This window comes from Pseudomonas sp. AB39(2026) (assembly GCF_059831485.1).
The window spans coordinates 3,925,111-3,951,641 of the sequence record NZ_CP195212.1 but is presented as its reverse complement, the minus strand read 5'-3'; the positions used below and the strand labels follow the sequence as shown (position 1 = coordinate 3,951,641).

General features: G+C 60.1%; 25 protein-coding genes and 2 tRNA genes. 14 read left to right on the top strand and 13 right to left on the bottom strand.

Annotated elements, in window-relative coordinates; translation table 11 throughout:
- The first annotated feature begins 139 nt into the window (after positions 1-139).
- The 8 genes from ACSAMW_RS18110 (at position 140) to ychF (ending at position 6,968) form a co-directional block, all read left to right on the top strand.
- Positions 140-1,867, top strand: coding sequence for a tetratricopeptide repeat protein (locus tag ACSAMW_RS18110; protein WP_500591461.1), 1,728 nt, complete (start codon positions 140-142; stop codon positions 1,865-1,867).
- Positions 1,868-1,870: 3 nt separating this feature from the next.
- The gene (gene lolB / locus ACSAMW_RS18105; RefSeq protein WP_500591460.1) at positions 1,871-2,488 is read left to right on the top strand and encodes a lipoprotein insertase outer membrane protein LolB; all 618 of its coding nucleotides are present in this window, start codon (positions 1,871-1,873) and stop codon (positions 2,486-2,488) included.
- The gene (ispE, locus tag ACSAMW_RS18100; protein ID WP_500591459.1) at positions 2,489-3,340 is read left to right on the top strand and encodes a 4-(cytidine 5'-diphospho)-2-C-methyl-D-erythritol kinase; all 852 of its coding nucleotides are present in this window, start codon (positions 2,489-2,491) and stop codon (positions 3,338-3,340) included. It abuts the gene before it with no gap.
- 34 nt (positions 3,341-3,374) lie between these two features.
- A tRNA-Gln gene (locus ACSAMW_RS18095) sits at positions 3,375-3,449 on the top strand.
- 45 nt (positions 3,450-3,494) lie between these two features.
- Positions 3,495-4,436 carry a ribose-phosphate pyrophosphokinase gene (locus ACSAMW_RS18090; RefSeq protein ID WP_168082623.1) on the top strand — a complete coding sequence of 314 codons (942 nt, stop codon included), beginning with the start codon at positions 3,495-3,497 and terminating at the stop codon, positions 4,434-4,436.
- A gap of 134 nt (positions 4,437-4,570) precedes the next feature.
- Positions 4,571-5,173: a 50S ribosomal protein L25/general stress protein Ctc gene (locus tag ACSAMW_RS18085; RefSeq protein ID WP_500591458.1), complete on the top strand. Its 603-nt coding sequence runs from the start codon at positions 4,571-4,573 to the stop codon at positions 5,171-5,173.
- A gap of 88 nt (positions 5,174-5,261) precedes the next feature.
- Complete coding sequence (gene pth / locus ACSAMW_RS18080; protein WP_168082626.1) at positions 5,262-5,846, top strand: aminoacyl-tRNA hydrolase; 585 nt, start codon at positions 5,262-5,264, stop codon at positions 5,844-5,846.
- A 21-nt stretch (positions 5,847-5,867) separates the two neighbouring features.
- On the top strand, positions 5,868-6,968 hold the full coding sequence (gene ychF / locus ACSAMW_RS18075) for a redox-regulated ATPase YchF (RefSeq protein ID WP_500591457.1): 1,101 nt from the start codon (positions 5,868-5,870) through the stop codon (positions 6,966-6,968).
- A gap of 77 nt (positions 6,969-7,045) precedes the next feature.
- Here the strand turns inward: ychF and ACSAMW_RS18070 are convergent, their stop codons facing one another.
- The 6 genes from ACSAMW_RS18070 to ydiJ all read right to left on the bottom strand — a co-directional run bounded on the left by ACSAMW_RS18070 (position 7,046) and on the right by ydiJ (position 13,727).
- Positions 7,046-8,152 (bottom strand): Gfo/Idh/MocA family protein, encoded by a 1,107-nt coding sequence (locus ACSAMW_RS18070; protein ID WP_500591456.1) that lies wholly within the window; start codon positions 8,150-8,152, stop codon positions 7,046-7,048.
- An 83-nt stretch (positions 8,153-8,235) separates the two neighbouring features.
- Positions 8,236-8,649, bottom strand: a complete 414-nt coding sequence (locus ACSAMW_RS18065; protein ID WP_500591455.1) for a type II toxin-antitoxin system VapC family toxin — start codon at positions 8,647-8,649, stop codon at positions 8,236-8,238.
- Positions 8,646-8,906 carry a type II toxin-antitoxin system VapB family antitoxin gene (gene vapB, locus ACSAMW_RS18060; protein ID WP_500591454.1) on the bottom strand — a complete coding sequence of 87 codons (261 nt, stop codon included), beginning with the start codon at positions 8,904-8,906 and terminating at the stop codon, positions 8,646-8,648. Before vapB ends, ACSAMW_RS18065 begins: the two co-directional genes overlap by 4 nt.
- 97 nt (positions 8,907-9,003) lie before the next feature.
- Positions 9,004-10,029, bottom strand: a complete 1,026-nt coding sequence (uvsE, locus tag ACSAMW_RS18055) for a UV DNA damage repair endonuclease UvsE (protein WP_500591453.1) — start codon at positions 10,027-10,029, stop codon at positions 9,004-9,006.
- Positions 10,026-10,616, bottom strand: a complete 591-nt coding sequence (locus ACSAMW_RS18050) for a cupin domain-containing protein (protein ID WP_500591452.1) — start codon at positions 10,614-10,616, stop codon at positions 10,026-10,028. The genes uvsE and ACSAMW_RS18050 overlap by 4 nt, the downstream gene beginning before the upstream one ends.
- Before the next feature lie 69 nt (positions 10,617-10,685).
- The gene (ydiJ, locus tag ACSAMW_RS18045; protein ID WP_500591451.1) at positions 10,686-13,727 is read right to left on the bottom strand and encodes a D-2-hydroxyglutarate dehydrogenase YdiJ; all 3,042 of its coding nucleotides are present in this window, start codon (positions 13,725-13,727) and stop codon (positions 10,686-10,688) included.
- Between the two features lie 122 nt (positions 13,728-13,849).
- Here ydiJ and ACSAMW_RS18040 point away from each other — a divergent pair, with 122 nt between their 5' ends.
- Entirely contained in the window at positions 13,850-14,734 is an 885-nt protein-coding gene (locus ACSAMW_RS18040) for a LysR substrate-binding domain-containing protein (protein ID WP_500591450.1), read from the top strand.
- Between the two features lie 24 nt (positions 14,735-14,758).
- Here the strand turns inward: ACSAMW_RS18040 and ACSAMW_RS18035 are convergent, their stop codons facing one another.
- Together ACSAMW_RS18035 and ACSAMW_RS18030 are read right to left on the bottom strand one after the other, a co-directional pair.
- Positions 14,759-15,982: an MFS transporter gene (locus ACSAMW_RS18035; protein WP_500591449.1), complete on the bottom strand. Its 1,224-nt coding sequence runs from the start codon at positions 15,980-15,982 to the stop codon at positions 14,759-14,761.
- 77 nt (positions 15,983-16,059) lie between these two features.
- Complete coding sequence (locus ACSAMW_RS18030) at positions 16,060-18,114, bottom strand: methyl-accepting chemotaxis protein (protein ID WP_500591448.1); 2,055 nt, start codon at positions 18,112-18,114, stop codon at positions 16,060-16,062.
- A gap of 180 nt (positions 18,115-18,294) precedes the next feature.
- Here ACSAMW_RS18030 and ACSAMW_RS18025 point away from each other — a divergent pair, with 180 nt between their 5' ends.
- From ACSAMW_RS18025 to ACSAMW_RS18015, 3 genes are all read left to right on the top strand, one after another.
- The gene (locus tag ACSAMW_RS18025) at positions 18,295-19,590 is read left to right on the top strand and encodes an NCS2 family permease (protein ID WP_500591447.1); all 1,296 of its coding nucleotides are present in this window, start codon (positions 18,295-18,297) and stop codon (positions 19,588-19,590) included.
- 91 nt (positions 19,591-19,681) lie between these two features.
- Positions 19,682-19,758 (top strand) — tRNA-Met (locus tag ACSAMW_RS18020).
- A gap of 219 nt (positions 19,759-19,977) precedes the next feature.
- Positions 19,978-21,663, top strand: coding sequence for an acid phosphatase (locus ACSAMW_RS18015; protein WP_500591446.1), 1,686 nt, complete (start codon positions 19,978-19,980; stop codon positions 21,661-21,663).
- Here the strand turns inward: ACSAMW_RS18015 and ACSAMW_RS18010 are convergent, their stop codons facing one another.
- Positions 21,664-22,359, bottom strand: a complete 696-nt coding sequence (locus ACSAMW_RS18010) for a TerC family protein (RefSeq protein WP_500591445.1) — start codon at positions 22,357-22,359, stop codon at positions 21,664-21,666.
- Between the two features lie 120 nt (positions 22,360-22,479).
- Between ACSAMW_RS18010 and ACSAMW_RS18005 the strand changes: the two genes are divergently transcribed.
- The gene (locus ACSAMW_RS18005) at positions 22,480-23,415 is read left to right on the top strand and encodes a 2-hydroxyacid dehydrogenase (protein ID WP_500591444.1); all 936 of its coding nucleotides are present in this window, start codon (positions 22,480-22,482) and stop codon (positions 23,413-23,415) included.
- 17 nt (positions 23,416-23,432) lie between these two features.
- Here the strand turns inward: ACSAMW_RS18005 and sodC are convergent, their stop codons facing one another.
- Both sodC and can read right to left on the bottom strand, forming a co-directional pair.
- Positions 23,433-23,954, bottom strand: a complete 522-nt coding sequence (sodC, locus tag ACSAMW_RS18000; protein WP_500591443.1) for a superoxide dismutase [Cu-Zn] SodC — start codon at positions 23,952-23,954, stop codon at positions 23,433-23,435.
- A gap of 80 nt (positions 23,955-24,034) precedes the next feature.
- Entirely contained in the window at positions 24,035-24,673 is a 639-nt protein-coding gene (can, locus tag ACSAMW_RS17995) for a carbonate dehydratase (protein ID WP_500591442.1), read from the bottom strand.
- Positions 24,674-24,809: 136 nt separating this feature from the next.
- Between can and ACSAMW_RS17990 the strand changes: the two genes are divergently transcribed.
- On the top strand, positions 24,810-25,235 hold the full coding sequence (locus ACSAMW_RS17990; RefSeq protein WP_168086154.1) for a serine kinase/phosphatase: 426 nt from the start codon (positions 24,810-24,812) through the stop codon (positions 25,233-25,235).
- Positions 25,236-25,244: 9 nt separating this feature from the next.
- Here the strand turns inward: ACSAMW_RS17990 and rimI are convergent, their stop codons facing one another.
- Positions 25,245-25,694: a ribosomal protein S18-alanine N-acetyltransferase gene (rimI, locus tag ACSAMW_RS17985; RefSeq protein WP_168086155.1), complete on the bottom strand. Its 450-nt coding sequence runs from the start codon at positions 25,692-25,694 to the stop codon at positions 25,245-25,247.
- Entirely contained in the window at positions 25,691-26,482 is a 792-nt protein-coding gene (locus tag ACSAMW_RS17980) for an energy transducer TonB (protein WP_500591441.1), read from the bottom strand. Before ACSAMW_RS17980 ends, rimI begins: the two co-directional genes overlap by 4 nt.
- Positions 26,483-26,531 lie beyond the last annotated feature (49 nt).

The window sequence follows — 26,531 nt, the reverse complement described above, 5'->3', positions numbered from 1 at the left end:
CTACTTCATCAAGCTCAGAACAACCACCGTACTCTATTGTCCCAATAGACGGATGACATAAAGCCGCCTGTATGGGTATTGCCGTCCGGCTTGTGTCATGATGCCCACCACTGCAGGTAAGCCGCTCGATTCCCCCCCTATGAAAAAATCCCCCGCGTTGCTTCTCGCTCTCGCCATGCTAGGCGGCTGCCAAAACTGGGCTGCCACCCACGGAACTGCGGCCCCTGCCGCTGCCGAGGCCCCCACTGCGCCACCCGCTCCGCCGGTGGTGTATGGCTCGTTCACCGAAGAAACGCTTTATAGCCTGCTCACTGCCGAGCTGGCAGGCCAGCGAAACCGCTTCGACATTGCGCTGGACAATTACGTTACCCAGGCTCAGAAAACCCAGGACCCGGCCGTGGCCGAACGTGCCTTCCGGATCGCCGAGTACATGGGTGCGGACCAGTCTGCCCTTCAAACATCACTCATATGGGCCCGCACCGCGCCAGCAGACCTTGACGCACAACGGGCAGCCGCCATTGCCTTGGCGCGGGCGGGCCGCTACGACGAGTCCATGGCCTATATGGAGAGAGTGCTCCAGGGCAAAGGCGATACACACTTTGACTTTCTGGCGCTGTCGGCGGCCGAGACCGACCAGGCTACGCGAGACGGCCTGCTTCATGGCTTTGAACGGCTGCTGGCCAAGTACCCAGGTAACGGCCAACTGATTTTTGGCAAGGCCCTGTTGCTGCAGCAAGATGGCAAGGCTCAGGAAGCCTTGACCCTGCTGGAACGCAACCCGCCCAAGGACGAGGAAATCGCCCCGGTGCTGTTGCGCGCCCGCCTCCTGCAAAACCTTGACCGCGGGAGCGAAGCGGTTCCCTTGCTGGACAAGGCGGTACGCAAGGCACCTGAGGACAAACGCCTGCGCCTTGCACTGGCCCGTACTTTGGTTGAACAGAACCGCATCGAAGACGCCAAGGTCCAGTTCCAGGTATTGCTACAGCAGAACCCAGACGACGATGAGTTGCGCTATTCCCTGGCACTGGTGTGCCTGGAAGCGAAAGCCTGGGATGAGGCCGAGGGCTACCTGAACGACTTGGTAACACGCGGCGCCCACGTAGATTCTGCCCACCTGAACCTGGGCAGGGTCGCCGAGGAACGCAACAACCCCCAGCAAGCCCTCAGCCAATACGCGCTAGTGGGGCCAGGTACTGACTACCTTCCCGCCCAGTTGCGACAGGCCGACATACTTACAGCCAACGGCCAAGCCGCAGAAGCCTCCCGTCGCCTGGCCGCACAACGCGCTGCCAACCCGGACTATGCGGCACAACTGTACCTGGTGGAGGCCGAAACCCTGGCCGACAACAACAGGAACGACCAGGCGTGGGCAGTACTGCAAACAGCCCTCGGGAAATTCCCTAGCGATTCCAACCTGCTCTACACGCGTGCCATGCTGGCAGAAAAGCGCGGTGACCTTGGCCAGCTTGAGACGGACCTGCGTACCATTCTGCAACGCGAACCCGACAATGCCATGGCACTCAATGCCTTGGGCTACACCCTGTCGGACCGTACCGACCGCATTGCCGAAGCCAAAACGCTCATCGAAAAAGCCCACCAACTCAACCCGGACGACCCCGCTGTGCTGGATAGCTTGGGGTGGGTGAATTATCGCCTGGGCAACCTTGAAGCCGCAGAAACCCTGTTGCGCCAGGCCCTGGCCCAGTTCCCCGATCACGAGGTCGCCGCTCACCTCGGCGAAGTGCTCTGGGTTCGCGGGAAACAACGCGAAGCGCGTCAGGTATGGGGTAATGCCCTCAAAGACCAGCCAGACAGCCCTACCTTGCGCAGTACATTGCTGCGCCTCACCGGTTCCGAGAAGCCCTGACCCATGCTGTTGCGTAATTGCTGTGCCCTTTTGCTCGTTACTTTACTCGCTGGCTGTGCCGGCCTTGGCCCGCAGGAAGCTGTGCAAGGGCAAGGTACGGCACAGGGCTGGCGGGCTCACAAAACTGAAGTTGCTGCCATTGATGGCTGGGAAATTTCCGGCAAAGTCGGCATTCGTGCGCCCAATGACTCGGGCAGCGGCACTTTGTACTGGCTGCAGCGCCAGGACTATTACGACATTCGCCTGTCCGGCCCCTTGGGCCGTGGCGCTGCGCGGCTGACGGGCCACCCTGGTGATGCAAGCCTGGAAGTGGCCAACCAAGGGCGCTACCAGGCCGCTACCCCTGAAGACCTGCTCCAGCAGCAACTGGGCTGGCGCCTGCCTGTCGGCAACCTGGTGTACTGGGTACGCGGCTTGCCAGCGCCAGAAGGCAAAAGCAGCCTGACACTCGATGGCGATAGCCGCCTGGCACGCCTTGAACAGGACGGCTGGACAGTGGAGTACACCCGCTACAGCCAGCAAGGCGCCTACTGGCTGCCCGAGCGCATGAAAGTGCATGGCCCGGACCTGGACGTGACCCTGGTAATCAAGGACTGGCAGCCACGCCAGCTGGGCCGCTGAATGTCACAGCCTCGCCTGACCCTGCCCGCGCCTGCCAAGCTCAACCTGATGCTGCACATTCTGGGGCGCCGTACCGACGGCTATCATGAGTTACAGACCTTGTTCCAGTTTCTGGACCATGGCGATGAGCTGGAATTTGCAGTACGCGAGGACGGCGTCATTCAGTTACATGGCGAACTCCAAGGCGTACCGGCCGACAGCAACCTGATCGTCAAAGCCGCCCGTCGGCTGCAGGCGGAGGCCGGCATAGGCCTTGGTGCTGATATCTGGCTGCGGAAGGTGTTGCCTATGGGCGGCGGAATAGGTGGCGGCAGCTCGGACGCGGCAACTACGCTGGTAGCGCTTAACCACCTGTGGAAGGCGCACTGGAGCGAAGATCGCCTGGCGGAACTGGGGCTGGCGCTAGGGGCCGATGTACCGGTATTCATACGCGGCAGAGCCGCATTTGCGGAGGGTATCGGTGAAAAGCTGACGCCTGTAAACCCGCCAGAACCCTGGTACCTGGTGCTTGTTCCGCAAGTGGCTGTAAGTACAGCAGAAATTTTTTCAGATCCGTTGTTGACACGAGACTCTCCCCCCATTAAAGTGCGCTCCGTTCTCAGGGGAAACAGCAGAAATGACTGCCAACCCATAGTAGAGCAGCGTTACCCAGATGTTCGTAACGCTTTGAGTTTGCTAAGTAAATTTACTTCAGCTAGACTCACCGGTACTGGAAGTTGTGTGTTTGGGGCCTTCCCAAACAAAGCTGAAGCTGATAAAGTTCTGGCCCTTCTGACAGATACCATCACAGGGTTTGTAGCGAAAGGAAGCAACGTTTCGATGTTGCATCGCAAGCTGGAAACACTGTTCTAAAGAAGCGAGTGCTCGGCACTCGATGATCCGCTACAGGGGCGTCGCCAAGCGGTAAGGCAGCAGGTTTTGATCCTGCCATGCGTTGGTTCGAATCCAGCCGCCCCTGCCATTTTCTATACTCATCCAGGTATACCCCAGCCGGCAGGTACTGCGCGTGTCCAAGATGATGGTCTTTACGGGGAATGCTAACCCCGATCTGGCTCGGCGTGTTGTACGTCAGCTGCATATCCCGCTAGGTGACGTTTCCGTCGGCAAGTTCTCCGATGGCGAAATCAGTACTGAGATCAATGAAAACGTTCGTGGTAAAGACGTGTTCATTATTCAGCCCACCTGCGCCCCTACCAACGACAACCTGATGGAACTGGTCGTGATGGCAGATGCCTTCCGCCGTTCTTCTGCGTCGCGTATCACAGCAGTGATCCCCTACTTCGGCTATGCCCGCCAGGACCGCCGTCCTCGCTCGGCCCGGGTAGCGATCAGTGCCAAAGTGGTTGCAGACATGCTGACTGTGGTCGGCATCGACCGCGTACTCACTGTGGACCTTCACGCCGACCAGATTCAGGGTTTCTTCGATATTCCCGTCGACAACATCTACGGCTCGCCCGTACTGGTCGATGACATCGAAGACCAACGTTTCGAAAACCTGATGATCGTCTCCCCTGACATTGGCGGTGTAGTGCGTGCGCGTGCTGTTGCCAAGTCACTGGGCGTCGATCTGGGCATCATCGACAAGCGTCGCGAGAAAGCCAACCACTCCGAGGTGATGCACATCATCGGGGACGTGGAAGGCCGTACCTGCATCCTGGTCGATGACATGGTCGATACCGCCGGCACCTTGTGCCATGCGGCCAAGGCCCTGAAGGACCACGGCGCTGCCATGGTCTATGCCTACAGCACCCACCCGGTGCTCTCGGGCCGTGCCATCGAGAATATCGAAAACTCCGTGCTGGACGAACTGGTGGTGACCAACACCATTCCGTTGTCCGCCGCGGCGCAAGCATGCTCGCGTATCCGCCAGTTGGATATCGCACCTGTCGTTGCCGAAGCGATGCGTCGCATCAGCAATGAAGAATCGATCAGCGCGATGTTCCGTTAAGGCTCAGGCCTTGCGAACGCCCTGCTGACGAACACGCCCCGCCCCGACACCTGTCAGGGCGGGGCTTTTTTGCCCTACCCTCCCCGCACTGGTCGCAAGTGTCGGGTAGCTCAAGGGCCAATTGGAGAGACAACATGACTGATTTCACTTTGAATGCCGAATCGCGTTCCGACCTGGGGAAAGGTGCGAGCCGCCGCCTGCGTCGCCTCGCTGCACAAGTACCTGCCGTTATCTACGGCGGCGAGCAAGCCCCTGAATCCATCAGCCTGATGGCCAAGGAAATTGCAAAACTGCTGGAAAACGAAGCGGCCTACGCTCACGTGATCGAGCTGAATGTTGGTGGCACCAAGCAGAACGTTCTGATCAAGGCCCTGCAGCGTCACCCTGCCAAAGGCCACGTACTGCACGCTGACTTCGTCCGTGTAGTTGCTGGCCAGAAGCTGACCGCCACTGTAGCGATCCACTTCATGAACCAGGAAGCAGCAGTGAAGAAAGGCGGCGAAATCTCGCACGTTGTTTCCGAACTGGAAATCAGCTGCCTGCCAGCAGACCTGCCTGAGTTCATCGAAGTCGACCTGGCCAACGCCGAAGTCGGTACCATCATTCACCTGTCGGACGTGAAAGCGCCTGCTGGTGTTGAATTCGTTGCACTGGCGCACGGTAACGACCTGGCTGTTGCCAACGTTCACCTGCCGCGCGTTCAGGAAGAAGCAGAAGGCGAAGCTTCGGCCGAGTAATCAGCCAAGCCCTTGCGGAAGGGTAAGGTACTTAGGTGCCCCGCCCTTCCTCATACGCTATGCACGCATTCAGAGAAGAGCCCCTGACGTGACCGCCATCCAGTTGATCGTCGGCCTGGGAAACCCCGGCCCCGAATACGAACAGACCCGGCATAACGCAGGGGCTTTTTTCGTTGAGCGTATTGCGCGTGACCAGAACATCAGCCTGGTTCCCGAGCGCAAATTCTTTGGCCTTGCAGGGCGTTTCAGCCACAAGGGCCAGGATGTTCGCCTGTTGATCCCCACCACCTACATGAACCGTAGCGGGCAGGCTGTTGCCGCGCTGGCTGGTTTCTATCGCATTCCGCTGGAATCGATCCTGGTGGCTCACGACGAACTCGACATTCCGCCTGGTGTGGCCAAGCTCAAACAGGGCGGCGGCCACGGCGGGCACAACGGCTTGCGCGACATCATTGCCCAGCTGGGTAACCAGAACGGCTTTCATCGCCTGCGGCTTGGCATCGGCCACCCAGGAGATGCCAGCAAGGTATCGGGCTTCGTGCTAGGGCGCGCACCTCGCGCCGAGCAGGAGAAACTCGACGCCAGTATCGACTTCGCCCTCGGCGTGTTGCCAGACATCCTTGCCGGGGATTGGCCCCGGGCAATGAGAACGCTGCACAGCCAAAAGGCCTGACTTCACACAGAGGGTTGTACCATGGGTTTCAATTGCGGCATCGTCGGCCTGCCTAACGTGGGCAAGTCCACCCTGTTCAACGCGCTGACCAAATCCGGTATCGCCGCGGAAAACTTCCCGTTCTGCACCATCGAGCCCAACAGCGGTATCGTGCCGATGCCCGACGCTCGCCTTGATGCGCTGGCAGCGATCGTAAAGCCTGAGCGCGTGATCCCCACCACCATGGAGTTCGTGGACATTGCAGGCCTGGTGGCCGGTGCCTCCAAGGGCGAAGGCCTGGGCAACAAGTTCCTGGCCAATATCCGGGAAACCGATGCCATTGCTCATGTGGTGCGCTGCTTTGAAGACGAAAACGTGATTCACGTTTCCAACAGCGTAAACCCCAAGCGGGACATCGAGATCATCGACCTGGAGTTGATCTTTGCCGACTTGGACAGCTGCGAGAAGCAACTGCAGAAGGTTACGCGTAATGCCAAAGGCGGTGACAAGGATGCACTGGCACAGAAGGCTGTGCTTGAGCGCCTGATCCCTCACTTCACCGAAGGTAAGCCAGCCCGCAGCCTCATGAAAACCATGAGTGTGGATGAAAAGCAGGTGATCCGTGCCTTCCACTTGCTTACCAGCAAGCCTGTGATGTACATCGCCAACGTGGCCGAAGACGGTTTCGAGAACAACCCGCACCTGGACGTGGTCAAGGCCATTGCCGAAGAAGAAGGCGCACTGGTGGTGCCGGTGTGCAACAAGATCGAAGCCGAAATCGCCGAGCTGGACGACGGCGAAGAGAAGGATATGTTCCTGGAATCCCTGGGGCTGGAAGAACCTGGCCTGAACCGCGTGATCCGCGCAGGGTACTCACTGCTCAACCTGCAAACCTACTTCACCGCTGGCGTGAAGGAAGTACGTGCATGGACCGTGCGCATTGGCGCCACGGCCCCCCAGGCTGCTGCAGTGATCCACACGGACTTCGAGAAAGGCTTTATCCGTGCCGAAGTGGTCGGCTATGACGACTTCATCCAGTACAACGGCGAAAGCGGTGCCAAGGAAGCCGGCAAATGGCGCTTGGAAGGCAAGGAATACATCGTCAAAGACGGCGATGTGATGCATTTCCGGTTTAACGTCTAATCGTTACCCCATAATGAAAAAGCCCTTGCAGTGAACGCTACAAGGGCTTTTTTGTGGTTTATGGCTTTAAGGAGGGCTTACCCCACCGGCAATTCAGTATTGATAAACTCAGGCACCTCGGCCAATTGGAACTGCCGTTGCTGGTCCTGTTTAACCGTACGCTTGGGTGGCAGCGGCTCTAATTTCTGGGCCTGCCCTGTTTTCAATGCCTCCTCGATGGCGGTGATCACACGTACATCGCGCCAGCCTTCGTCACCATCCGGTTCCACCTCGAGGTTTTTGAGGATGCAGTCGGAGAAGTAAGCCGTTTCGCCTGCGAACTGATCGACCACGGGATGGGTGGTTTCCTGGGTCTCACCGTCCAGGGTCGCGCGGTAACTGATGGCTACGCCTTCGCCAAAACCAAAGCACGGCGACGCCTCAATCTCACCCTTTGTCCCCAGCAACTGGAATCGCTCAGCGCTTGGCAAGGTGCAGCTGACGGTGAACTGAGCCAAGCGCTCTTCAGGGAAACGTAGCGAGACCGTGACCGTGTCCCAGCTATCCATTTCGCTACCTGGCGTCTTGATGCCCACCGCACTGACCTCGATGGGCTCAGCCCCAAACAGTTGGCGCACCATGTTCAGCGGGTAAGGCCCCATATCGAACACAGGCCCGGCAGCAAAGCCATTCTTCATGCGATGGTTACTGGGCTTCACGGTTTGAGTGAAGGTTGACGTGAATAGCCGTGGGTCGCCGAAATCGCCGGCATGCACCCGCTGAATCATCTCTACCGTACCTGGCTCGGAGTGCAGGCGGTAGGCAATCATCAACTTGGCGCCAGACTTGTCTGCTGCCTCGATCATCGCCTTGCAATCCGCTTCCGTCGTCGCCATGGGTTTTTCCAGCAGCACATGGATGCCGGCTTCCAGTGCAGCCACCACAAACTCCCGGTGATAGAAGTTAGGCGTGGCAACGTACACGGCGTCTACTTCGCCAGACTTCAGCAGGTCAGGGAATTGCTCATAGCTGTAGCTCTTGAGCCCGTACTGTTTGGCCAACTGATCGGCCTTGACGGGGTCGCCCGTGACCAACGCGGTCATTACCGAATTGTCTGTCTGACCAACGCCAGGCATGAAAGCGCCTTGGGAAATCCATCCACCAGCTACTACGCCATAGCGGATCTTGCCGTTTGAATCAGGCATCAGGGGCTCCTCTGATAGAAATGAATACCTAGAAGAGGAGCCTTGTGGGGAAACGGAAGTTCCTTTGAATCTCGTGCCGGCTGCTAGGCCACCCAGTCTTCGAATTTCAGACGTTGCACACGGCTGAACTCCCGCACGTTGTTGGTTACCAGAGTACAACCGGCGGCAATGGCGTGCCCCGCAATCGCCGTATCGTTTGGTCCAATCACTGTGCCAGCCTTGCTCAGCTGGCTTTTTACTAAAATCGTCTGGTCTACTGCGTACAGGTCCCAAGGCAAGATATCGTCAAGCCGCTTTACGAACTCATCAACCAATACCTTGTGCCTTGAAGATGCTTTTTTCCCTACCTGGCCATAGCGCATCTCCGCATAGGTAATGGCAGAAATCACTATGCGGTTGTTTTGGCTGGCTTCATGTGAAAGGCGCAGCAGCACGGCTTCTGGGTGTTCACGCATGATGAAGGAACAGATACACGTATCGAGCATATACGTGATCACAGCGAAAACCTGCCCTCATCATCTATGACGACTGGGCGCTCGTTAAGAAAGTCATCTTTTGCTTTGGTCAACTGACCCAATGAGAGCCAGCTGGGCCGTACAGGCCGAAGTGTAATGGTATCCCCATGGCGCGTGATTTCCAGCTCGCCTACATCTGTATAGGCCATATCAGCTGGCAAACGTATGGCTTGGTTTTTACCATTTTTAAAAATCGAGACTGTTCGCATATCCTGCCCCCCACCTTTTGCAAGCATCATAACGAGCCCCCTAGGCCTATGCAAGGCATATGCCTGCTTTACCCTACTACAGCTTGGCTCAGACAGGCATCCGGTACCTAATATTTTATTCCCATGCTCACCTATTCATCAGGTAGCGCTGATAGAACTCCAGAGTGGCCAGGTTCTTTTCCTTGGCCTCGAACATGATGTCAAAGCGGTCGAGAAACTGGAGTGCGTAGTCATTGGTGGCCTGGTTCCACATGCGCGCACTGTGCAGGTACAGGTCGCGTTTATTGACCTTTTCCAGTAGGGCCGGCATTTCCAGTGGGGCACCGGGGGCGAAACCCAGGGCCTGCAGGTGCTCAGGGGGCTGGGAGTAATGCATGGCCGGGCGCACGCCACGCCAGCTTTCGATAATGCGCTGCACGCGGTCACCGTGGGGGTCGATATAGTCGCCCTCATTGATCCAGCAATGGTGGATGTCCAGCACCACAGGTGCGAGGTCTGCCATTTCCAGGCAGTCATTCACGCCGTAGGTTTTCTCTTCGTTTTCGAAGGTGATGGTATTGCGTGCCACGTCCGAAAGCCGCGGCCAGACGGCCCTTACACCCGCGACGCCCGACCGCCCGGCAATGTGCACGTTGCACTTGAAGTCTTGAAACTGCTGGCCATACCCCATCATGCGAATCATGTCGGCATGGTATTCAAATTCTGCCAAGCTGTTTTCCACGACTTCCGGGCGGTCCGACCCTAGCACGCAGTATTGGCCGGGGTGGAATGACAGGCGGATGCCAGCCCGCCGGGCATACTCGCCTATTTCGCTAAAGCGTTCCTGGAGGTAGGCCTGCAACGTGGACGTCTGGTAGAAAGCGGCCACGCTGGGGTGGCTGTACAGCGGCAGCAGGTCACTGCTCAGCCGCAGCATGTGCAGTTCCTTCGGCAATTCGGCCACATACGCCAGCAACCTCAGCTGCGCCTCAAGGTTGTGTTCGATCAACTGCAACAGCTTCGTCTCGGCCGCCTCTACCGTGGCATTGCTGATCCAGCGTAGGGTGGTCGTGCGCGGGTTGAAGGCCTTTTCGATGGCCTCCAGCTCTTTGACTGCCAAGCTACGGTGGGAATGGCGGTACATGCAGGCAAAACCCAGGCGCCCTGTACTCATGATGCAACCCCCCATAGCACGTGGAATGGCCCTTGGGCGCCAAATACCGGGTCGGACGGTGGGTACGTGGCCTTGGCAATGGCGTGGGACTGCTCAGGGGTAGGCGCTTCCCGGCAGATATCAAAACGCGCGTTAGCCGGGTAGGCACCTACTACCAGGAAGTTCTTGCTGGCGCCAAGCCTGCAGTGCCCGGTACCTGCAGGCAGCAACAGCACGTCACCGGCCTGCACGTCCAGTTCATGGCCGCCGGGCCCGCCTATTACCAGGCGTGCATTTCCTTCGGCAATGCCCAGCACTTCGTGGGCTGTAGAGTGGTAGTGATGGTACTCGAACACGCCATCTCGCCACTGAGCAGGCCAATGATTCACGCCCAGCAGTTGCTCGAAGGCCGTTGCCGGGTCGCTGATCTGGGACAGCACCTGGCGGTAGAGAATGACCGGCAGGTGCGGATGATTAGGCACCCAGCCGTTACGGCCTAGTTGAACCGCTTCGACCACGGCCAGGGTACCGTCTGCCCGCATGGGCAGGTTGCCAACGGCCAGGGGCACGTCCAGGGGATGAATGAAGCCGTTTTCGGAATGGGCCACGGGGCGCTCCTGACACAAGGGATACCTTGTGGACAGCGAAACGCCTCAGGCTATCAATCCAGAACGCCCTCACCCCTTGGCGCGCTGCACCTCCAAGAGCACTTCCAAGGGGTGGCGCAGCTCCCGGCCCGCCAGTCGCTTGGTCTGGCTGCGGCATGAATACCCGGTGGCCAGCGCTTCACCCTGCTCATCCGCCGAGGCCGCGACCTGTGCAGCCCATGACTGGTCGAAGATAGTACGGGAAGTGGCCTGGTTGCGGGCTTCATGGCCATAGGTGCCTGACATGCCACAGCAGCCTGTGGCTTGGGTAGCCAGCACCAGCCCAACGCGGGCGAACAAGGTCTCCCATTGTTTTGTGCTGGCCGGCGCATTGGTTTTTTCCGTGCAATGGGCCAGCAACCGGTAACGGGTCGGAGCGGTGGCCTTGAGTGTTTCGGGCAAAGCCTCCAGCAACCATTCCTGCAGCAGCTCCACCTTGGGCAACTGTGCAATCCCTGGCACCTTGGCATATTCCTGGCGGTAGACCAGGGTCATGGCCGGGTCCAGGCCCGCCATGCGCACGCCGAAGGCACTCAAGGCTTGCAACTGGCTAGCGTTGCGAATGGCAGCTTTGTTGAAGGCACGCAGAAAACCCTGCACGTGCAAAGGCTTGCCGTTGGGGAAGAAAGGCGCCAGATACACGCGATAGCCCAGCCGTGTGATCAACTCGATGAGGTTGGCCAGCAAAGGCGTTTCGAAATAGCGCGTGAACGCATCCTGCACCAGGATCACGCTGCGAGCCCGCTCCGCCTCGGTCAACCCGATCAACTGTGCGGCCGTGGCGGGTTGTACGTTCCAACGCCTCAAGCTCGCGTGGAAGTTGAAGCGGCTCAGCAGGGGGCTGTCCACCATGCCGACCTGGCGAGCCAGCAGCTTCTCGACCACAGGCGCTTTCATAAGGCCGTTGTACACCCCTGGCAGCCGGGCCAGGTAGGGAACGGTAAATTCCAGCGAGCCGATCAGGTAGTCCCTGGCCGGGCGCAGGTAGCGGGTGTGGTAAAGCTCCAGGAAACGGGAACGGAACTCAGGCACGTTCACCTTCACCGGGCACTGCCCTGCGCAGGACTTGCACGCCAGGCAGCCCGCCATGGCGTCATACACTTCATGGGAGAAGTCCTGCTGGCCTGCTTTGCGCTCACGGCTGTTGCGCCAGCGTTGTGGCAGGGTTTGCCAGAAGCCCGGCTCACGCCTGGCCGGCGACAGCACGTCGACGCCCGCCGCCCCCTGCAGCCGCAGCCATTCACGCACCAAAGACGCACGGCCCTTGGGCGACTGTGCGCGTTCACGGGTCGCTTTCCAGGACGGGCACATGGCGTCATCAGGGTCATAGTTGTAGCAAGCGCCGTTGCCGTTGCAGTGCATGGCCGTGCCGTAGCTTTTCCATACGCGCTCGTCGATGGTACGGTCCAGGTCGCCCCGCAACTGCACCTCATCTACCCGCAGCAAGGGCTCGCTACTGTCCAGCGGCGTGCAGATTTTGCCGGGGTTGAATTGGTTATTGGGATCAAATGCCGTCTTCAGTGCCTGTAACGACGGGTACAGCTCCCCAAAGAAAGCCGGCACGTATTCGGAACGCACACCCTTGCCGTGCTCGCCCCACAGCAGGCCGCCGTACTTTTGCGTCAGCGCGGCCACGGCATCGGAGATAGGCCGTACCAGCGCGGCCTGAGCGGGGTCTTTCATGTCCAGGGCGGGCCGTACATGCAGCACACCTGCATCCACATGGCCGAACATGCCGTAGGTCAAGCCGTAACCGTCTAGCAGGGCACGGAACTCGGCGATGTAATCCGCCAGTTGCTCAGGCGGCACAGCCGTATCTTCCACAAAAGGTTGCGGGCGAATCTCACCGTCCACGTTGCCCAGCAGGCCCACGGAGCGCTTTCGCATGGTGTACACCCGGGTCACTGCGTCATGGCCAACGGCAAGGGTATGGCCCAGGCGCTCCACACTGAGGTCGGCCTGCAGGTGGGCCGTGAAAGCAGCCACTCGGGCGTCAACGTCTTCGGCCTCGTCCCCGCTGAACTCGACAATGTTGATACCCAAGGTGTCGCGACCGGGGTCGGCCGGGAAGTACTCGGCCACGCTGTGCCACACGATGTCCTTCATCGCGAGCATGAGTACACGGGAGTCTACGGTTTCGATAGACAGCGGGGTGTGTTGGATCAGGGCGCGGGCATCGCGCAGGGCGTCCATGAAGCTGCCATAGCGCACATTGACCAGCACCGAATATTTCGGGATAGGCAGCACATTGAGCTTGGCCTCCACTACAAACCCCAGGGAGCCTTCGGCGCCACATAGCACGCTGTTGAGGTTGAAGCGGCCGTCGGCTTCGCGCAGGTGTGCCAGGTCATAGCCCGTAAGGCAGCGGTTGAGCTTGGGGAACACCGCCTCGATCAGCTCAGCCTGTGTGGCATTGATATCACGTGCCGTCCGGTACACCTGGCCCACCCTGTCCTGACGGGCGCACTGATGCTCCAGTTCCTCTTCGTCCAGGGCCAGGCTGTGGACAGTTTCGCCCCCCAGCAACAGGGTGTGCAGTTCGAGTACGTGGTCTCGTGTTTTGCCGTAGGTGCAACTGCCTTGGCCGCTGGCATCGGTATTGATCATGCCGCCGATCGTGGCGCGGTTGGAGGTGGACAACTCCGGGGCGAAGAACAGCCCGTGGGGCTTGAGGGCGGCGTTGAGCTGATCTTTCACGACACCGGCCTGGACACGCACCCAACGCCCTTCCACGTCAATTTCCAGGATACGGTTCATGTGCCGCGACAGGTCCACCACAATGCCGTCCGTAAGCGACTGGCCATTGGTGCCTGTACCGCCACCACGGGGCGTGAGCTTGATCCCCACATAAGCGGGCTCGGCCATCAGCCGGGCAATACAAGCCACATCACGAGCATCGTGTGGAAACACGGCGGCCTGGGGCAGGCGCTGGTAGATGGAATTGTCTGTCGCCAGTACGGTGCGGCTGGCATAGTCAGCACTGATTTCGCCTTTGAAGCCGTTGGCCTGCAGGGCGACGAGAAAATCCTGATAGCTGGCCTTCACGGTGGCCGGGTGCAACTGGGCGATCATGGGTGATGCCTCTTTGAAATAGCGTGCGCTCGATGCAGGGATGCATGGCAGTTGCATCATATTCACCGGGCAGCGCCTTGCGCGCAAACGGATATTCCGCCACCAACTGATGACTTTTTCGAATGAATCACCGTCGCCTTACCCCTTCCATGTCCTTATTGCTGGCGTTCGAAGCGGCCGCACGCCATGAGAGTTACACCCGTGCGGCACAGGAGTTGTCCCTCACCCAAAGCGCGGTGAGCCGCCAAGTACAGGCGCTGGAAGCGCTACTGGGGCTTACGCTATTTCGCCGTGCAGGCCGGCAGGTACAGCTTACGGATGTGGGGCGGCTGTATCAGCGGGAATTGAGCGAAGCCTTGGGCCACATCCGCAGTGCTACCTTGCAAGCGCTGGCGTTCCAGTCCGGGGTAGGCACGCTACGGCTGGCTACGCTGCCCACCTTTGGGTCCAAGTGGCTGTTGCCGCGCCTTCAAGACTTCTACCGCGCCCACCCTGGCATGACCGTGCACATCCACTCACGCATCGAGGCCATCGACTTCGCCGCCAGCGAGATCGATGCGGCGATCAGCGTAGGCACGCACGAACTTCCAGGGTTGGTCAGCCATCGGCTGCAAGCCGAGCAACTGGTGGTGATTCTAGGGGCCGAAGGTGCGCAAGCGCTGGGTACGCTGGCACCTGAGCGTATCGCCAGCCAAACCTTGCTCTCTGTGGCCAGCAACCCCAATGCCTGGGCGGAATGGTTCAGCCACCATGGCCTGCCCCACCGCAGCATGCGCCTGGGGCCTCGCTTTGAGCTTACGTCGCACCTGATCCAAGCCGTGCACGCCGGTATTGGCATAGGGCTGGTGCCACGGGTGCTGGTGGAGGACGAACTGGCCAGCGGTGAGCTGGCCAGCGATGGCCAGCCGGTGTTCAGCAAGCGCAGCTACTACCTGGTGTACCCGCAGCGCAACGAAGCCTTGCCGTCCCTGCGTGCGTTTCGCCAGTGGTTGCTGGCGCAGATCTAGCCGACCGGTTTCGCGCGGCCAGCCCTATGCCTTGGCTTTGGTCGAAGGCAGCAGCACCGTGAGGATGCCCAGCAGTGGCAGGTACGAGCACAGCCTGTACACAAACTCGATACCGTGCACATCCGCCAGTTGCCCCAGCAATGCTGCGCCAATGCCACCGAACCCGAACATCAGGCCAAAGAACACGCCGGCGATCATGCCCACGTTACCGGGCAGCAATTCCTGTGCATACACCACGATGGCCGAGAAAGCCGAGGCCAGTACAAAGCCGATCACTACGCTGAGCACGCTGGTCCAGAACAGGTCCACGTAGGGCAGCATCAGGGTGAAAGGCGCAGCGCCTAGGATGGAAAACCAGATAACGGCCTTACGCCCAATACGGTCACCGATTGGCCCGCCAAAGAAGGTGCCTGCGGCAACCGCACCCAGGAACAGAAACAGGTGCAGTTGAGAGCTGGCCACAGACAGGCCGAACTTTTCGATCAGAAAGAAGGTGTAGTAACTGGTGAAGCTGGCCATGTAGAAATACTTGGAAAAGACCAGCAACGCCAGCACCACCAGTGCACCGATAATGCGCCTGCGAGACAGGCCATGGGACGCTTCACGCCCGCGCTTAGCTGAAAAGGTGTTGAGGTGATGGCGATACCAGCGGCTGAGGCCGTATTGCACACCAATGGCAAACACGGCAAATACGCCAAACCAGGCTACGTGCCCTTGACCAAACGGAATAACGATGGCGGCAGCTAATAATGGGCCAAAGGCCGAACCCGCATTGCCACCGACCTGGAAGCTGGACTGCGCCAAACCAAAGCGCCCCCCTGAGGCCAACCGAGCCACACGTGACGTTTCCGGGTGGAAGGTGGATGAACCGACGCCAATCAGCGCAGACGCCAACAGGATCATCTCGAAACTGCCCACCATGGCCAACATCAGCACGCCGACCAGCGTACAGACCATGCCAGCAGGCAACAGGAAAGGCTTGGGGTGACGGTCAGTGTAAAACCCGATCCAGGGTTGCAACAGCGAGGCGGTAATTTGGAACGTGAGGGTAATCAACCCGACCTGTGTAAAGCTCAGCCCATAGTTGGCCTTGAGCATGGGATAGATCGAAGGCAATACGGACTGGATCAGGTCATTGATCAAATGAGCCAATGCGCAGGCCCCGATGACTTTCATCACCAGAGGGCTGGCAGTGGCGGGTGTAGAAGGCGAAGAGGCGGTAGAGGCACCGGCTGAAGCAACGGACATGAATCACCTGCTGGTCAAGGACGCACTGTTCAGGTGCGCCACTGTGACATTTTGTAGCACTTTCTACCATTCAAACCTTAAGCCGTTTCAAATCGGGCAGTGGTCGCGCGCAATGCATGGCTGCCTGCATTGAGCCGGTCGGCCGCCCCGTTTACTTCCCGTGCGCCCTCAAGCAAGCGTAAGGCGGCCTGATCTACCTGTTGAATGTTGCCGCTGACTTCATCGGCAGTGGCAGCCTGCTGCTCCACCGCCGTCGCGATCTGCGCCAAGGTATCGTTCACCGTCTGGACTGCGCTGGCAATCGAGCCCAGGCTTGCGCCAAGCCCAGTCACGGCTACCGCATCCCCCTCGGCTTGAGAACACGCCGCCTGCATCAGTTCTACAGCCTGCTGTACGGTGCCGCGCAAGCTGTCGACCGTAGCAGCGATCTGCGCGGTAGAGGCCTGGGTCCGCTGGGACAGGCTACGCACTTCATCTGCTACCACTGCAAAACCCCGCCCCTGTTCTCCGGCCCGGGCGGCTTCGATAGCGGCGTTCAGAGCCAGCAGGTTGGTCTGCCCTGCGATGCCACCGATCACATCCACCACAGACTGGATCTGCTGGCCTTGCTCACTCACTTTGCCCAGCGCCTGGGCACTGGCGGTCAGCCGCTGGTTGAGCTGCTGGATATTGCGTGTAGTGAGCTCGCTCTGGCGGCTGCTGTCCATGGCAATCTGCTGGGTGTGGCGTGCGCTTTCAGACGCTTGTTCGCAGCTTTTCGCAACGCTTTGCGACGTGGCAGCCAATTGTGTCGCCGCCGTGGCGATCTGGCTGATCTGCAGCTGTTGCTGCTCCACTTCCTGCAAGGTACCACCGGCCTGGGCCGTCAGCGTGTTCACAGCACCACTTACCGTAGTGCTTTCCTTGTCCACGGCAGCCAGGCTGATGCGCAACTGGCCCACGGCACTGTTGAGCGCTCGGGAGATAGCCGCCAGCTCATCACGACCGGCCACCTCGACCTGAACGCGCAGGTCCCCGTCGCGCAGGGATTCGGCCAGGGTGGTAATACCTGCAGCGCTGCGCCGGATAGAGGCTTGCAAGCAGATGAACAGGTACAGGGAAATCAGCAGCAGCACGCCGAAACCAATGGCCACCGGTACGCCCTCTGCAAGGGTTTGCCTACGGTAGTTGGCCAGTTGCTGGTCCAGCGATCCCAACGCCTGCTGGCGAAGGGCTTCAATGGCGTGGGACAGTGTATCCACTGAACTATCGAAGGCCTCACCGTTCAGGTTTACGGTCCCCCCGAACAGCTTTTCGTCCAGCATTTTCAGAGTGCTGTCGAGCAGCGTTATGCTTTGCGTGTACTGCTGCGCCCATGGGCTATCGCTTGGTAGGCGATCACCGAGGGTAGTACCGCTTTTCACCAATTGTTCGCGGGCATCGCCAATACGGCTGCGCAGGTCGCGCATCTGCAACCGGCTTTGCAGACTGAATTGCCCGGACGCTACCGAGCTTTCGCCAGCGGCTGCCAGGCGCCCTATGCGCTCATAGACGTCCGGGGCGCGCTGCGTTGCAATTTCCATCAGCAGGTAAGTATCCAGCCATGGGTCAAGGATCAACCCGCTGTCTGTCGCTATTTGCTCGCGCAGGAGCTGCAGCGCGCTGATGGCAGCCGTGAACTTGTCATAGCCATCAGGCCACCAGCCCAAGGTGCGCAGGCTCTTCAGGTCCAGGCCTGCGGTGGCTTGCTGTAGCGTCTGGTAACGGTTCATTACCTCTGCGCTTGCACCGGTATCACTCAGGGTTTGCCCCAACTCGGTCAGGGCTTGCTGCAGCTGTGGCGCGGTGGTTTCCAGGGCACTGATCGCGGCCTTGGCGGCGGGTGTAGGTTCACGAAGAATGTCCACAGCCTTCCAGCGTGCCGCCAGCGACCGTTGCAGACTCAGCGCACCGTCCACAGGCTCTAGGGCCAGCAGTTGCGTTACGCCTTGGCGCTCTTGAGCAATCAGGTTCAGGCGATCGCGGTAGCCACTCCCTAACAAGCCCAGGCTGACAATCAAGGGCACTACAAACAACAGAAACAGGAGGAGAAATTTGCCTGCGAACGTGAACCGGCCAAGCAGGCGGATGCCGGGGGAAAGTAGTGTAGACATGTCCGAAAGCACTCCTGGACAACAAACGCGCCCGGCATGCCGGGGTAAGCCTAATGAGAGGCAAGTTTCATACCGCTAGCATAGCGCCAGTAGCCAACTGGCGACGGCTGGCCCGGAATGTGCTTCAGGCCCTGCCGAGAAACTGACCAATCGGTTGATTTTTAACACTTGGGGAAGCACATGCTGGAAGCGTTATTCAAACTCAGGGCCCACGATACCAACGTGCGCACGGAAATCCTGGCGGGGGTCACCACCTTCCTGGCCATGGCCTATATCCTGTTCGTGAACCCCAGTATCCTGGGCGCCACCGGCATGGACAAAGGCGCCGTATTCGTGGCCACCTGCCTGGCCGCTGCCATCGGCTCGGCCATCATGGGCCTGATCGCCAACTACCCCATCGCACTGGCCCCCGGCATGGGCCTGAACGCCTTCTTCACCTACACCGTGGTGCTGCACATGGGCCACTCCTGGCAAGTGGCACTGGGCGCCGTGTTCATCTCGGCCGTGTGCTTCTTCCTGCTGTCCATCTTCCGCATCCGCGAATGGATCGTGAACAGCATCCCCCTGCCCTTGCGCAGCGCCATCGCCGCCGGCATCGGCCTGTTCCTGGCCCTGATCGCCCTGCAGAACGCCGGCATCGTGGTAGACAACCCCGCTACCCTCGTGGGCCTGGGCGACCTCAAGCAGCCAGGCGCCATTCTGGCAGCCCTGGGCTTTGTGCTGATCATCGGCCTGGAGGCCCTCAAGGTACGCGGTGCCGTGCTGATCGGCATCCTGGCCGTGACGGTGGTCTCGATCCTGTTCGGCTTCAGCGCCTTTGGTGGCCTGGTGTCCATGCCGCCCTCACTGGCCCCCACCTTCCTGCAACTGGATATTGCCGGTGCCTTGAACATCGGCCTGGTGAGCGTGATCTTCGCCTTCCTGTTCGTGGACCTGTTCGACAACTCCGGCACCCTGATCGGGGTGGCCAAGCGTGCAGGGCTCATGGGCAAGGACGGCCACATGCCCAAGATGGGCCGTGCGCTGATCGCTGACAGCACTGCGGCCATGGCCGGGTCCCTGCTGGGCACCTCCACTACCACCAGCTACATCGAGTCGGCGGCAGGCGTGAGTGCTGGCGGGCGTACAGGCCTTACCTCCATCGTGGTAGGCGTGCTGTTCCTGCTGGCGCTGTTCTTCGCACCGCTGGCCGGTAGCGTACCGGCCTACGCCACTGCCCCGGCCCTGCTGTTCGTGGCCGTGCTCATGGCCTCGGGCCTGGCAGAAATCAACTGGGACGACATCACCGAAGCCGCACCCGTGGTGGTCACGGCCCTGGCCATGCCCCTCACCTACTCCATCGCCAATGGCATCGCCTTCGGCTTTATCACCTGGACCGCCGTAAAGCTGGCCTCCGGTCGCCTGCGGGACCTGAACCCGGCGCTGGTCATCCTGTCGGTGCTGTTCGTGATCAAGCTGGGCTGGTTCAATGCCTGACAGATCAACTGCTTACGAAAGCGTTATGTGAAAAAAAGTGTAAGCCAATGCTTGACACTGTGCCGCCTTCCGCGAATAATGCGCGCCACTTGGCTACATAGCTCAGTTGGTTAGAGCATAGCATTCATAATGCTGGGGTCCGGGGTTCAAGTCCCTGTGTAGCCACCAAGTACTGCTTCAAGGTCGCTTTGCGGCAACCTTGAAGCTACAAAGAAGCCCGCCTTGTGCGGGTTTTTTTTGTGTGCGCTGATTTTCTATAGGCTCGCGCCCTCCCTATCCGCATGCTTTGCATGCGCCTACCGTTCACGTCCTCCTCGTGCTGTCATCGCCTCGTCATCTTCCATTGCTAGGTTGCCCGCAACATTTAGACACACCTGTGGGAATGCCATGAGCGATCAGCCTGAAGGCCCTTCTGATGTAGAAGTACCTCCCCTAGCGTCTACCCGCCGGCGTTTTCTGGGGGGTATGGCTGTGGTTGGCGCCAGTACCGCACTGGGTGGGTGCGCACCTGCTAGCACGTCACCAGGCCAGCCGGCTTCGCTGACCGGCAGCCAACTGGACAAAGCCTTGCAGGCGAAGGTGAAAACAGTGGTGGTGATCTACGCAGAGAACCGTAGCTTTACCAACCTGTTCGCTGACTTCCCAGGTACACAGCAGCCGCTATCGACGCTTAAACCTGAGACGTACCAACAGCGGGACCGGGACGGCAGCCTGTTGAGCACATTGCCACCGGCCTGGGGCGGCGTACTGCAACTGGGGCCCCAGACGCTAGAAGGCATTACCTACCCCAGTGGTGTGCAATACCAAGAGCACCTGCCCAATGCGCCTTATCCACTGAAAGGGCCACACGGCGAAGACTTGCCCTTGGGCCTGGTGACCCGTGACCTGTGGCATGTGTTCTACCAGAACCAGATGCAGATCAACGGTGGGCGCAATGACCAATTCGTGGCCTGGGCTGACTCGGGTGGCCTGACCATGGGCTATTATCCGCAAAGCCGGTATGCGCTGCGCTTATGGGACCTGGCCAAGGAGTTCGTACTGTGTGACAACTTCTTCCAAGGCGCCTTCGGTGGTTCCTTCCTGAACCATCAGTACCTGATCAGCGCCACGGCACCGATCTACCCGAACGCCAGCGCCTCACCGGCGAAATCGCAGATCGCCACACTGATGAGTGACGACCCCACCGATACACGGCTAAAGCCGTTGCCTGCCTCCCCCGCCAGCGCCATGCAAGGACCGCCACAGTTTGGGCCTAGTGCGATCACACCCGATGGCTATGCCGTGAATACTATGGTTCCGCCCTACTGGCCCACCCTGATGCGGGACCCGGACCGCCCCGACTATTCCAAACCGGACCTGCCTAACGTGCTGGTGCCCCAGCACCATGAACACATCGGCGACAAGTTATCGCGCAAAGGCGTGGACTGGGCCTGGTATGCCGGTGGCTGGCAGGCCACGCTGGATCAGTTCAAGGATTCGCCAGGCATTCCGAAGATTCCCAACTTCCAGTACCACCACCAGCCCTTCAACTATTTCCAGCAGCAGGGGCCTGAGCATCCGCAAGAACGCCAGCGTCGGCTACGTGATGGTGGCCTGGGCGAAGACCCAAGCACTAACCGTTTCCTGGCCGATGCGGCAGCGGGCGTATTGCCTGCAGTCACCTTCTACAAGCCTCAAGGCAACTTGAACATGCACGCAGGCTATGCGGACGTGACCTCAGGGGATCGACACATCGCACGCATTGTTCGAACCCTTCAGGAAAGCCCGCAGTGGAACAACATGGTGGTGGTCATTACGGTGGATGAGAACGGCGGCTGGTGGGACCCGGTCGCGCCGCCCAAAGGTGACCGGTGGGGCCCGGGCTCGCGCGTCCCTGCGCTGGTTGTCTCGCCCTTCGCACGCAAGGGGCTTGTGGACCACACACCCTATGACACGGCGTCGATCCTGCGCCTTATCACCCGGGTATTCGGCCTGGAAACGCTCAATGGCTTAAAGGCACGGGATGAGGCCATGGCCGCAAGGGGACAGCCGCTTTTAGGGGACCTGACCAACGCATTGGCCTTCGAGGCATGATTAGCTGGAAACCACTCGCTGCCGCGTACGGTAGCGAGATATCCCGGCCCCTACGGCCATGACCAATACTGCGCCGCACGCTGCAGCCAGATAACGCGCGCTTGAGCCTGCGGCAGGCACCCAAGGTGCCAGTACTGGGTCCGACACGATCAGCCCAGCGGCAATCCAGCCGATCAGCCCGCCGCCCAGAGTGACGACGACCGGGAACCGCTCCATCAACGCCAGTACCAGCCGGCTGCCGAATACGATCAGCGGAATACTGAGCACTACCCCTGCGCCCACCAGGTACACGTTGCCCTGCCCTGCCGCCGCGACGGCTAATACGTTATCCAGCGACATGACCGCGTCGGCCACGATAATGGTCTTGATGGCCGCCATCAGGTGCGCGCTGCCAGCCACCTCGGTAGGCGCCTCTTCCGAGGAGGCAGCCAGGCGAACGCCTATCCACACCAGCAACAGCCCTGCCACGAGCTTGAGCCAGGGCAGCTCCAGCAATTGCATGGCGAAAAACAACAGGGCTATTCGCAGCACAATGGCGCCTGCCATGCCACCCCAGATAGCCTTGCGCCGCTGCGCGACAGGCAACTGTCGGCAGGCCATGGCGATCACTACAGCGTTGTCGCCCCCCAGCAGCAGGTCCAATACAACAATCTGTAGCAGCGCCGCCCATAGCGTCGGGTCTGCAACCCATGCCATCGCTTTCTCCCGTAAGGGTTATACCTGGAGCAACTGTGACCCCGTGGCGCGGGTATTTTCTCCACGTAGCAAGCGCAGCGCGGTAAAGTGCTCAGGAACAAGGGCCTAAGGAAGAGGGACATGAGCGCAACCGTACTGGTATTGGTAGAAACCATTGGTGATTATCTACCAATGCTGGAGAAAGCAGGGTTCAACCTGATCCTGGCAACCACGCCAGCGGCACGCAGCAGCGCTATCAAGACCCACGGAGGGGCAGTGGACGCCGTACTGACCCGCGGCCCACTCGGCCTGTCGGCTAGGGAAATGGATGCGCTACCCAGGTTGCGCATCATTACAGTGATTGGCGCAGGTTATGAACGCGTCGACCTGCCTGCGGCGCGCCAACGTGGCATTGTGGTGACCAACGGGGCTGGCGTTAACGCCCCTGCCGTAGCCGATCACGCCATGGCCCTGTTGCTGGCACTGGTTCGTGATATCCCAAGGGCTGACGCATCGGTTCGCCGTGGTGAATGGAGCAAGGTCATGCGGCCGTCCCTGGGCGGAAAGCGCCTGGGCGTTCTTGGCCTGGGCGCGGTTGGGCTGGCCATTGCCAGGCGTGCAGCTCTGGGGTTTGGAATGGCCGTCAGCTACCACAGCCGGCATCCCCGGGGTGACGTGGAGTACACCTGGTACACCGACCCGCTCAGCCTGGCTGAGCACAGTGACATTCTGGTGATCGCCACGCCGGGGGGGGATGGTACCCGGCAACTGGTCGACGCCCGTGTGATCAAGGCGCTGGGCGCCGAGGGCTTTATAGTAAACGTGGCGCGCGGCAGCGTGGTAGACACAGCCGCACTGGTAGACGCCCTTGCCAAGGGGCAGTTGGCTGGAGCCGGGCTGGACGTGTTCGATGATGAGCCTAACGTGCCTGACAGCTTGAAGGCGCTGCCCAACGTAGTACTCACGCCTCACGTAGCTGGCCTGTCACCCGATGCGGTCAGGGCCACGGTAGAGCTGGTAACGCAAAACCTGTTGGCTTATTTCGCCGGGCGCCCGGTGCTAACGCCTGTCCCCTGAAACCGGTGCGCCGAGGCTTACAGCACACCACACGCCATGCGCGCACCGCCTCCGCCCAAAGGCAGGGGCGCATCAGCATGGTTGTCGCCACCGGCGTGAACCATCAGCGCATGCCCCTCTATTTCGCTCAGCGCCTTGATGCGCGGTGCCAGCACCGGGTTGGTAGCGGTGCCGTCGGCATTGACATACAGGGCCGGCAGGTCGCCCAAGTGGCCGTCCGCGTAAGGGCCCAGGTGCTTGCCGGTCTTGGCAGGGTCCAGGTGCCCGCCAGCCGCTTCGGCGGGTGACATCTTGCCGTCCTTCATCGCAGGGGCGCAGCTGCCGTTCTGGTGCACATGGAACCCGTGCGTGCCAGCAGGTAGCCCCTTGAGGTCCGGTGTGAACAGCAGACCGTAAGGTGTCTCCTCCACCTTCACTTCGCCCACTGCCTGGGCAGTGCCCTCTGCCATAGCCAGGTTCAGGGTTACGCTTTTACTCGCCGCGTGAGCCCCTACACTGCTGACCGCCAAAAGCGCTGCCAACCATCCATATGCCTTCATACTGCCTCCAGGTTACCCAGGTACATAGTATTCACGTTAGTAAACTTTGCATTCAAAGGTTCGCCTGGTTTGGTAGCAAATCATGTCAGCGGGCGCAGGCGATACTGCGGTGGCAACTGTTCAAAACCACTGATTGTCGTATCGAGGCTTTTCCAGCGCCCGTCCTTGATGCCATAGATGCACCCGTGAATGGACAGGCTCTGCCCGCGATGCCAGGCATTCTGAACGATGCTCGTATGGCCCACGTTGGCTACCTGCTGAATCACGTTAAGCTCACATAAGCGGTCTACTTGTGCCTCTTCTGTGGGCAGTGCCGCCAAAACATGACGTTGTTCGTAGTACAGGTCTCGGATGGAGCGCAACCACCCATCGATCAGCCCAAGCTGGCGATCCTGCATGGCCGCGCGAACACCGCCGCAGCCGTAATGGCCGGTCACCAGAATATGTTTGACCTTCAATACGTCCACCGCGTACTGGATCACCGACAGGCAATTGAGGTCTGTGTGCAGCACCACATTGGCCACGTTGCGATGAACAAACAGGTCACCTGGCAGCATGCCTACGATTTCGTTGGCAGGGACCCGCGCATCTGAGCAGCCGATCCATAGAAATTCAGGGGTTTGCTGACGTGCCAGTTTGGCAAAGAAATCCGGGTCGCGCTGGGTGATGGCGTCCGCCCAGCGGGCATTGTTGTCGATCAAATCTTGCAGGTCGTTCATGGCAGAGCCTCCAGAAGGGTGCGCCAGTATGACTGTGCACATACTGCGAAGGTCACGCCGCGCCGGCGTGTTTCATTGAATCTTGGGCACTGCCGCGAGTCCATTTTTCATTGGCCCATGAACCGGAGGAGATACCATGGAACCGACACAACGCCCCTACGGTGCGCCACAGCCTGCCGAGATCGATACCACGGAAGACCGCAGCGGCTCAGTACACCCGCTGGATTTCAACGACCCGGATGGCGAAGGCCCGGCGGGCTTCACCGGTGACGGCCTGGGCACCGACTATGAGGCTTCGCCTGAGCGTGTACAGGAAGCAGGCCTGACCGGGGCTTCTACCTTGGACCATCACCAGACGATGGATGATTTGAGCCCGGAAACACTGCTGCGCGATGATGGCTCCGAGTCTTACGAAGAGTCCGAAGAGAGCAGCGCCCCGGCAGACCTGCAGCTCAACCCCGTGGACGAAGACGAGATTGGCGGCGGTGATGGCCTGGATGAGGCCGAGCTGGCGCGCCTGGACCCACTCGATGGCAAACGCTGGGACGGCGAGGCCGAGTAACGGCTTTCGCTATAGCAGGGCGCACGCCATTACCAAGGCATCTTCGCGCCCTCCCGCGGCGGGGTAGTAATCCCGCCTGCGGCCAATTTCATTGAAGCCAAAGCGCTCGTACAGGCGGTAGGCTGACTGATTGCTCGCCCTCACTTCCAGGAAGCACTCGCGCCCATTGAGTGCCATAGCGCGATCCATAAGCTGCTCCAGCAGTTTAAGGCCCAGGCCGCGCCCTTGGTTCTCAGGCTTCACCGTGATGTTGAGCAAATGTGCCTCGTCAATGATTACATTGATGACGCCGTGGCCGACCAGTTGCTGCCCCTCGAACATCAACCAGATTTCATAGCTCTTGAGCCCATCGAGGAAAATACCGCGCGTCCAAGGGTGGGTGTAGGCGGCGTATTCGACTTTGAGTACAGCGTCCAGGTCTGCTTCGGTCATTAGGCGAAACGTTACTGCGTTTTTCATTCAGCGGGTTTCCAGCGAGTCATCAATCGGCGCATTGCCTGCCAGACGTCTGCCTTTCGTGCGGGCTCTTCCATCAGTGCTTCGAGACCGGGCAGCGCCCAGCCCTCGCACAGGCCGTCTATTGGGAAGTCGGTACAGTAGGCGGACTCGTCCACATCACCCGCAAAGCGCAGGGCAGGTAGGCCCACGAGCCATAGGCAGGCGCAAGGGGCGGTCTCCAATTGTGCGGCCACAAAGCCTTGCACGAAATCCCTGGCGGCCTCTGGCCCTTGATCAAGGCTGCCTTTGGCCAGCAAGGGCCAGCGTACGGGCTCCCCTATCAACTGGGGGCTGTCAGGCAAGCCCGCTGCGCGCAGCATGTCCTTGAGCAAGAGGTAGCCAGGGTCACGCGATTGGAAGCTGTCGCCCGTAGGCAACTCAGCCAATACCAGGCAGGTACCGGCCCGCATCAGTTGCAGGGCAAAGCGGGGCGCTACAGCGGCCACTTTGGGCGTGTGAGCTGGGACCGGCTTCTCTTGCGCAGGTGGTGCCACCTTTGCGGCAGCAGGGCGCGGTAGCTCGGGGCGCGGCCGGATAGACGGCGCCGCCGGGCGAACAACGGGCGGTGCTGCTGCAGGCGCACCTACAGGCGGCATGGTAGGGGCCAGGGGTTCCGGTGCCGCGCTGGGTTCGACCCAAGCGAGCAACTCGGCACGCGAGGGCGCACTGAAAGGCAGCTCGGCACGTGGCAGCCACTGGACCACTTGCATGGCGTCCAGGTAAGCGCGGCGTCGGGTTTCAGTCAGCACAGGTAACTCGTGGCGTAAGGGCAGGAGGGCGATTCTACCTTGCCTGCGG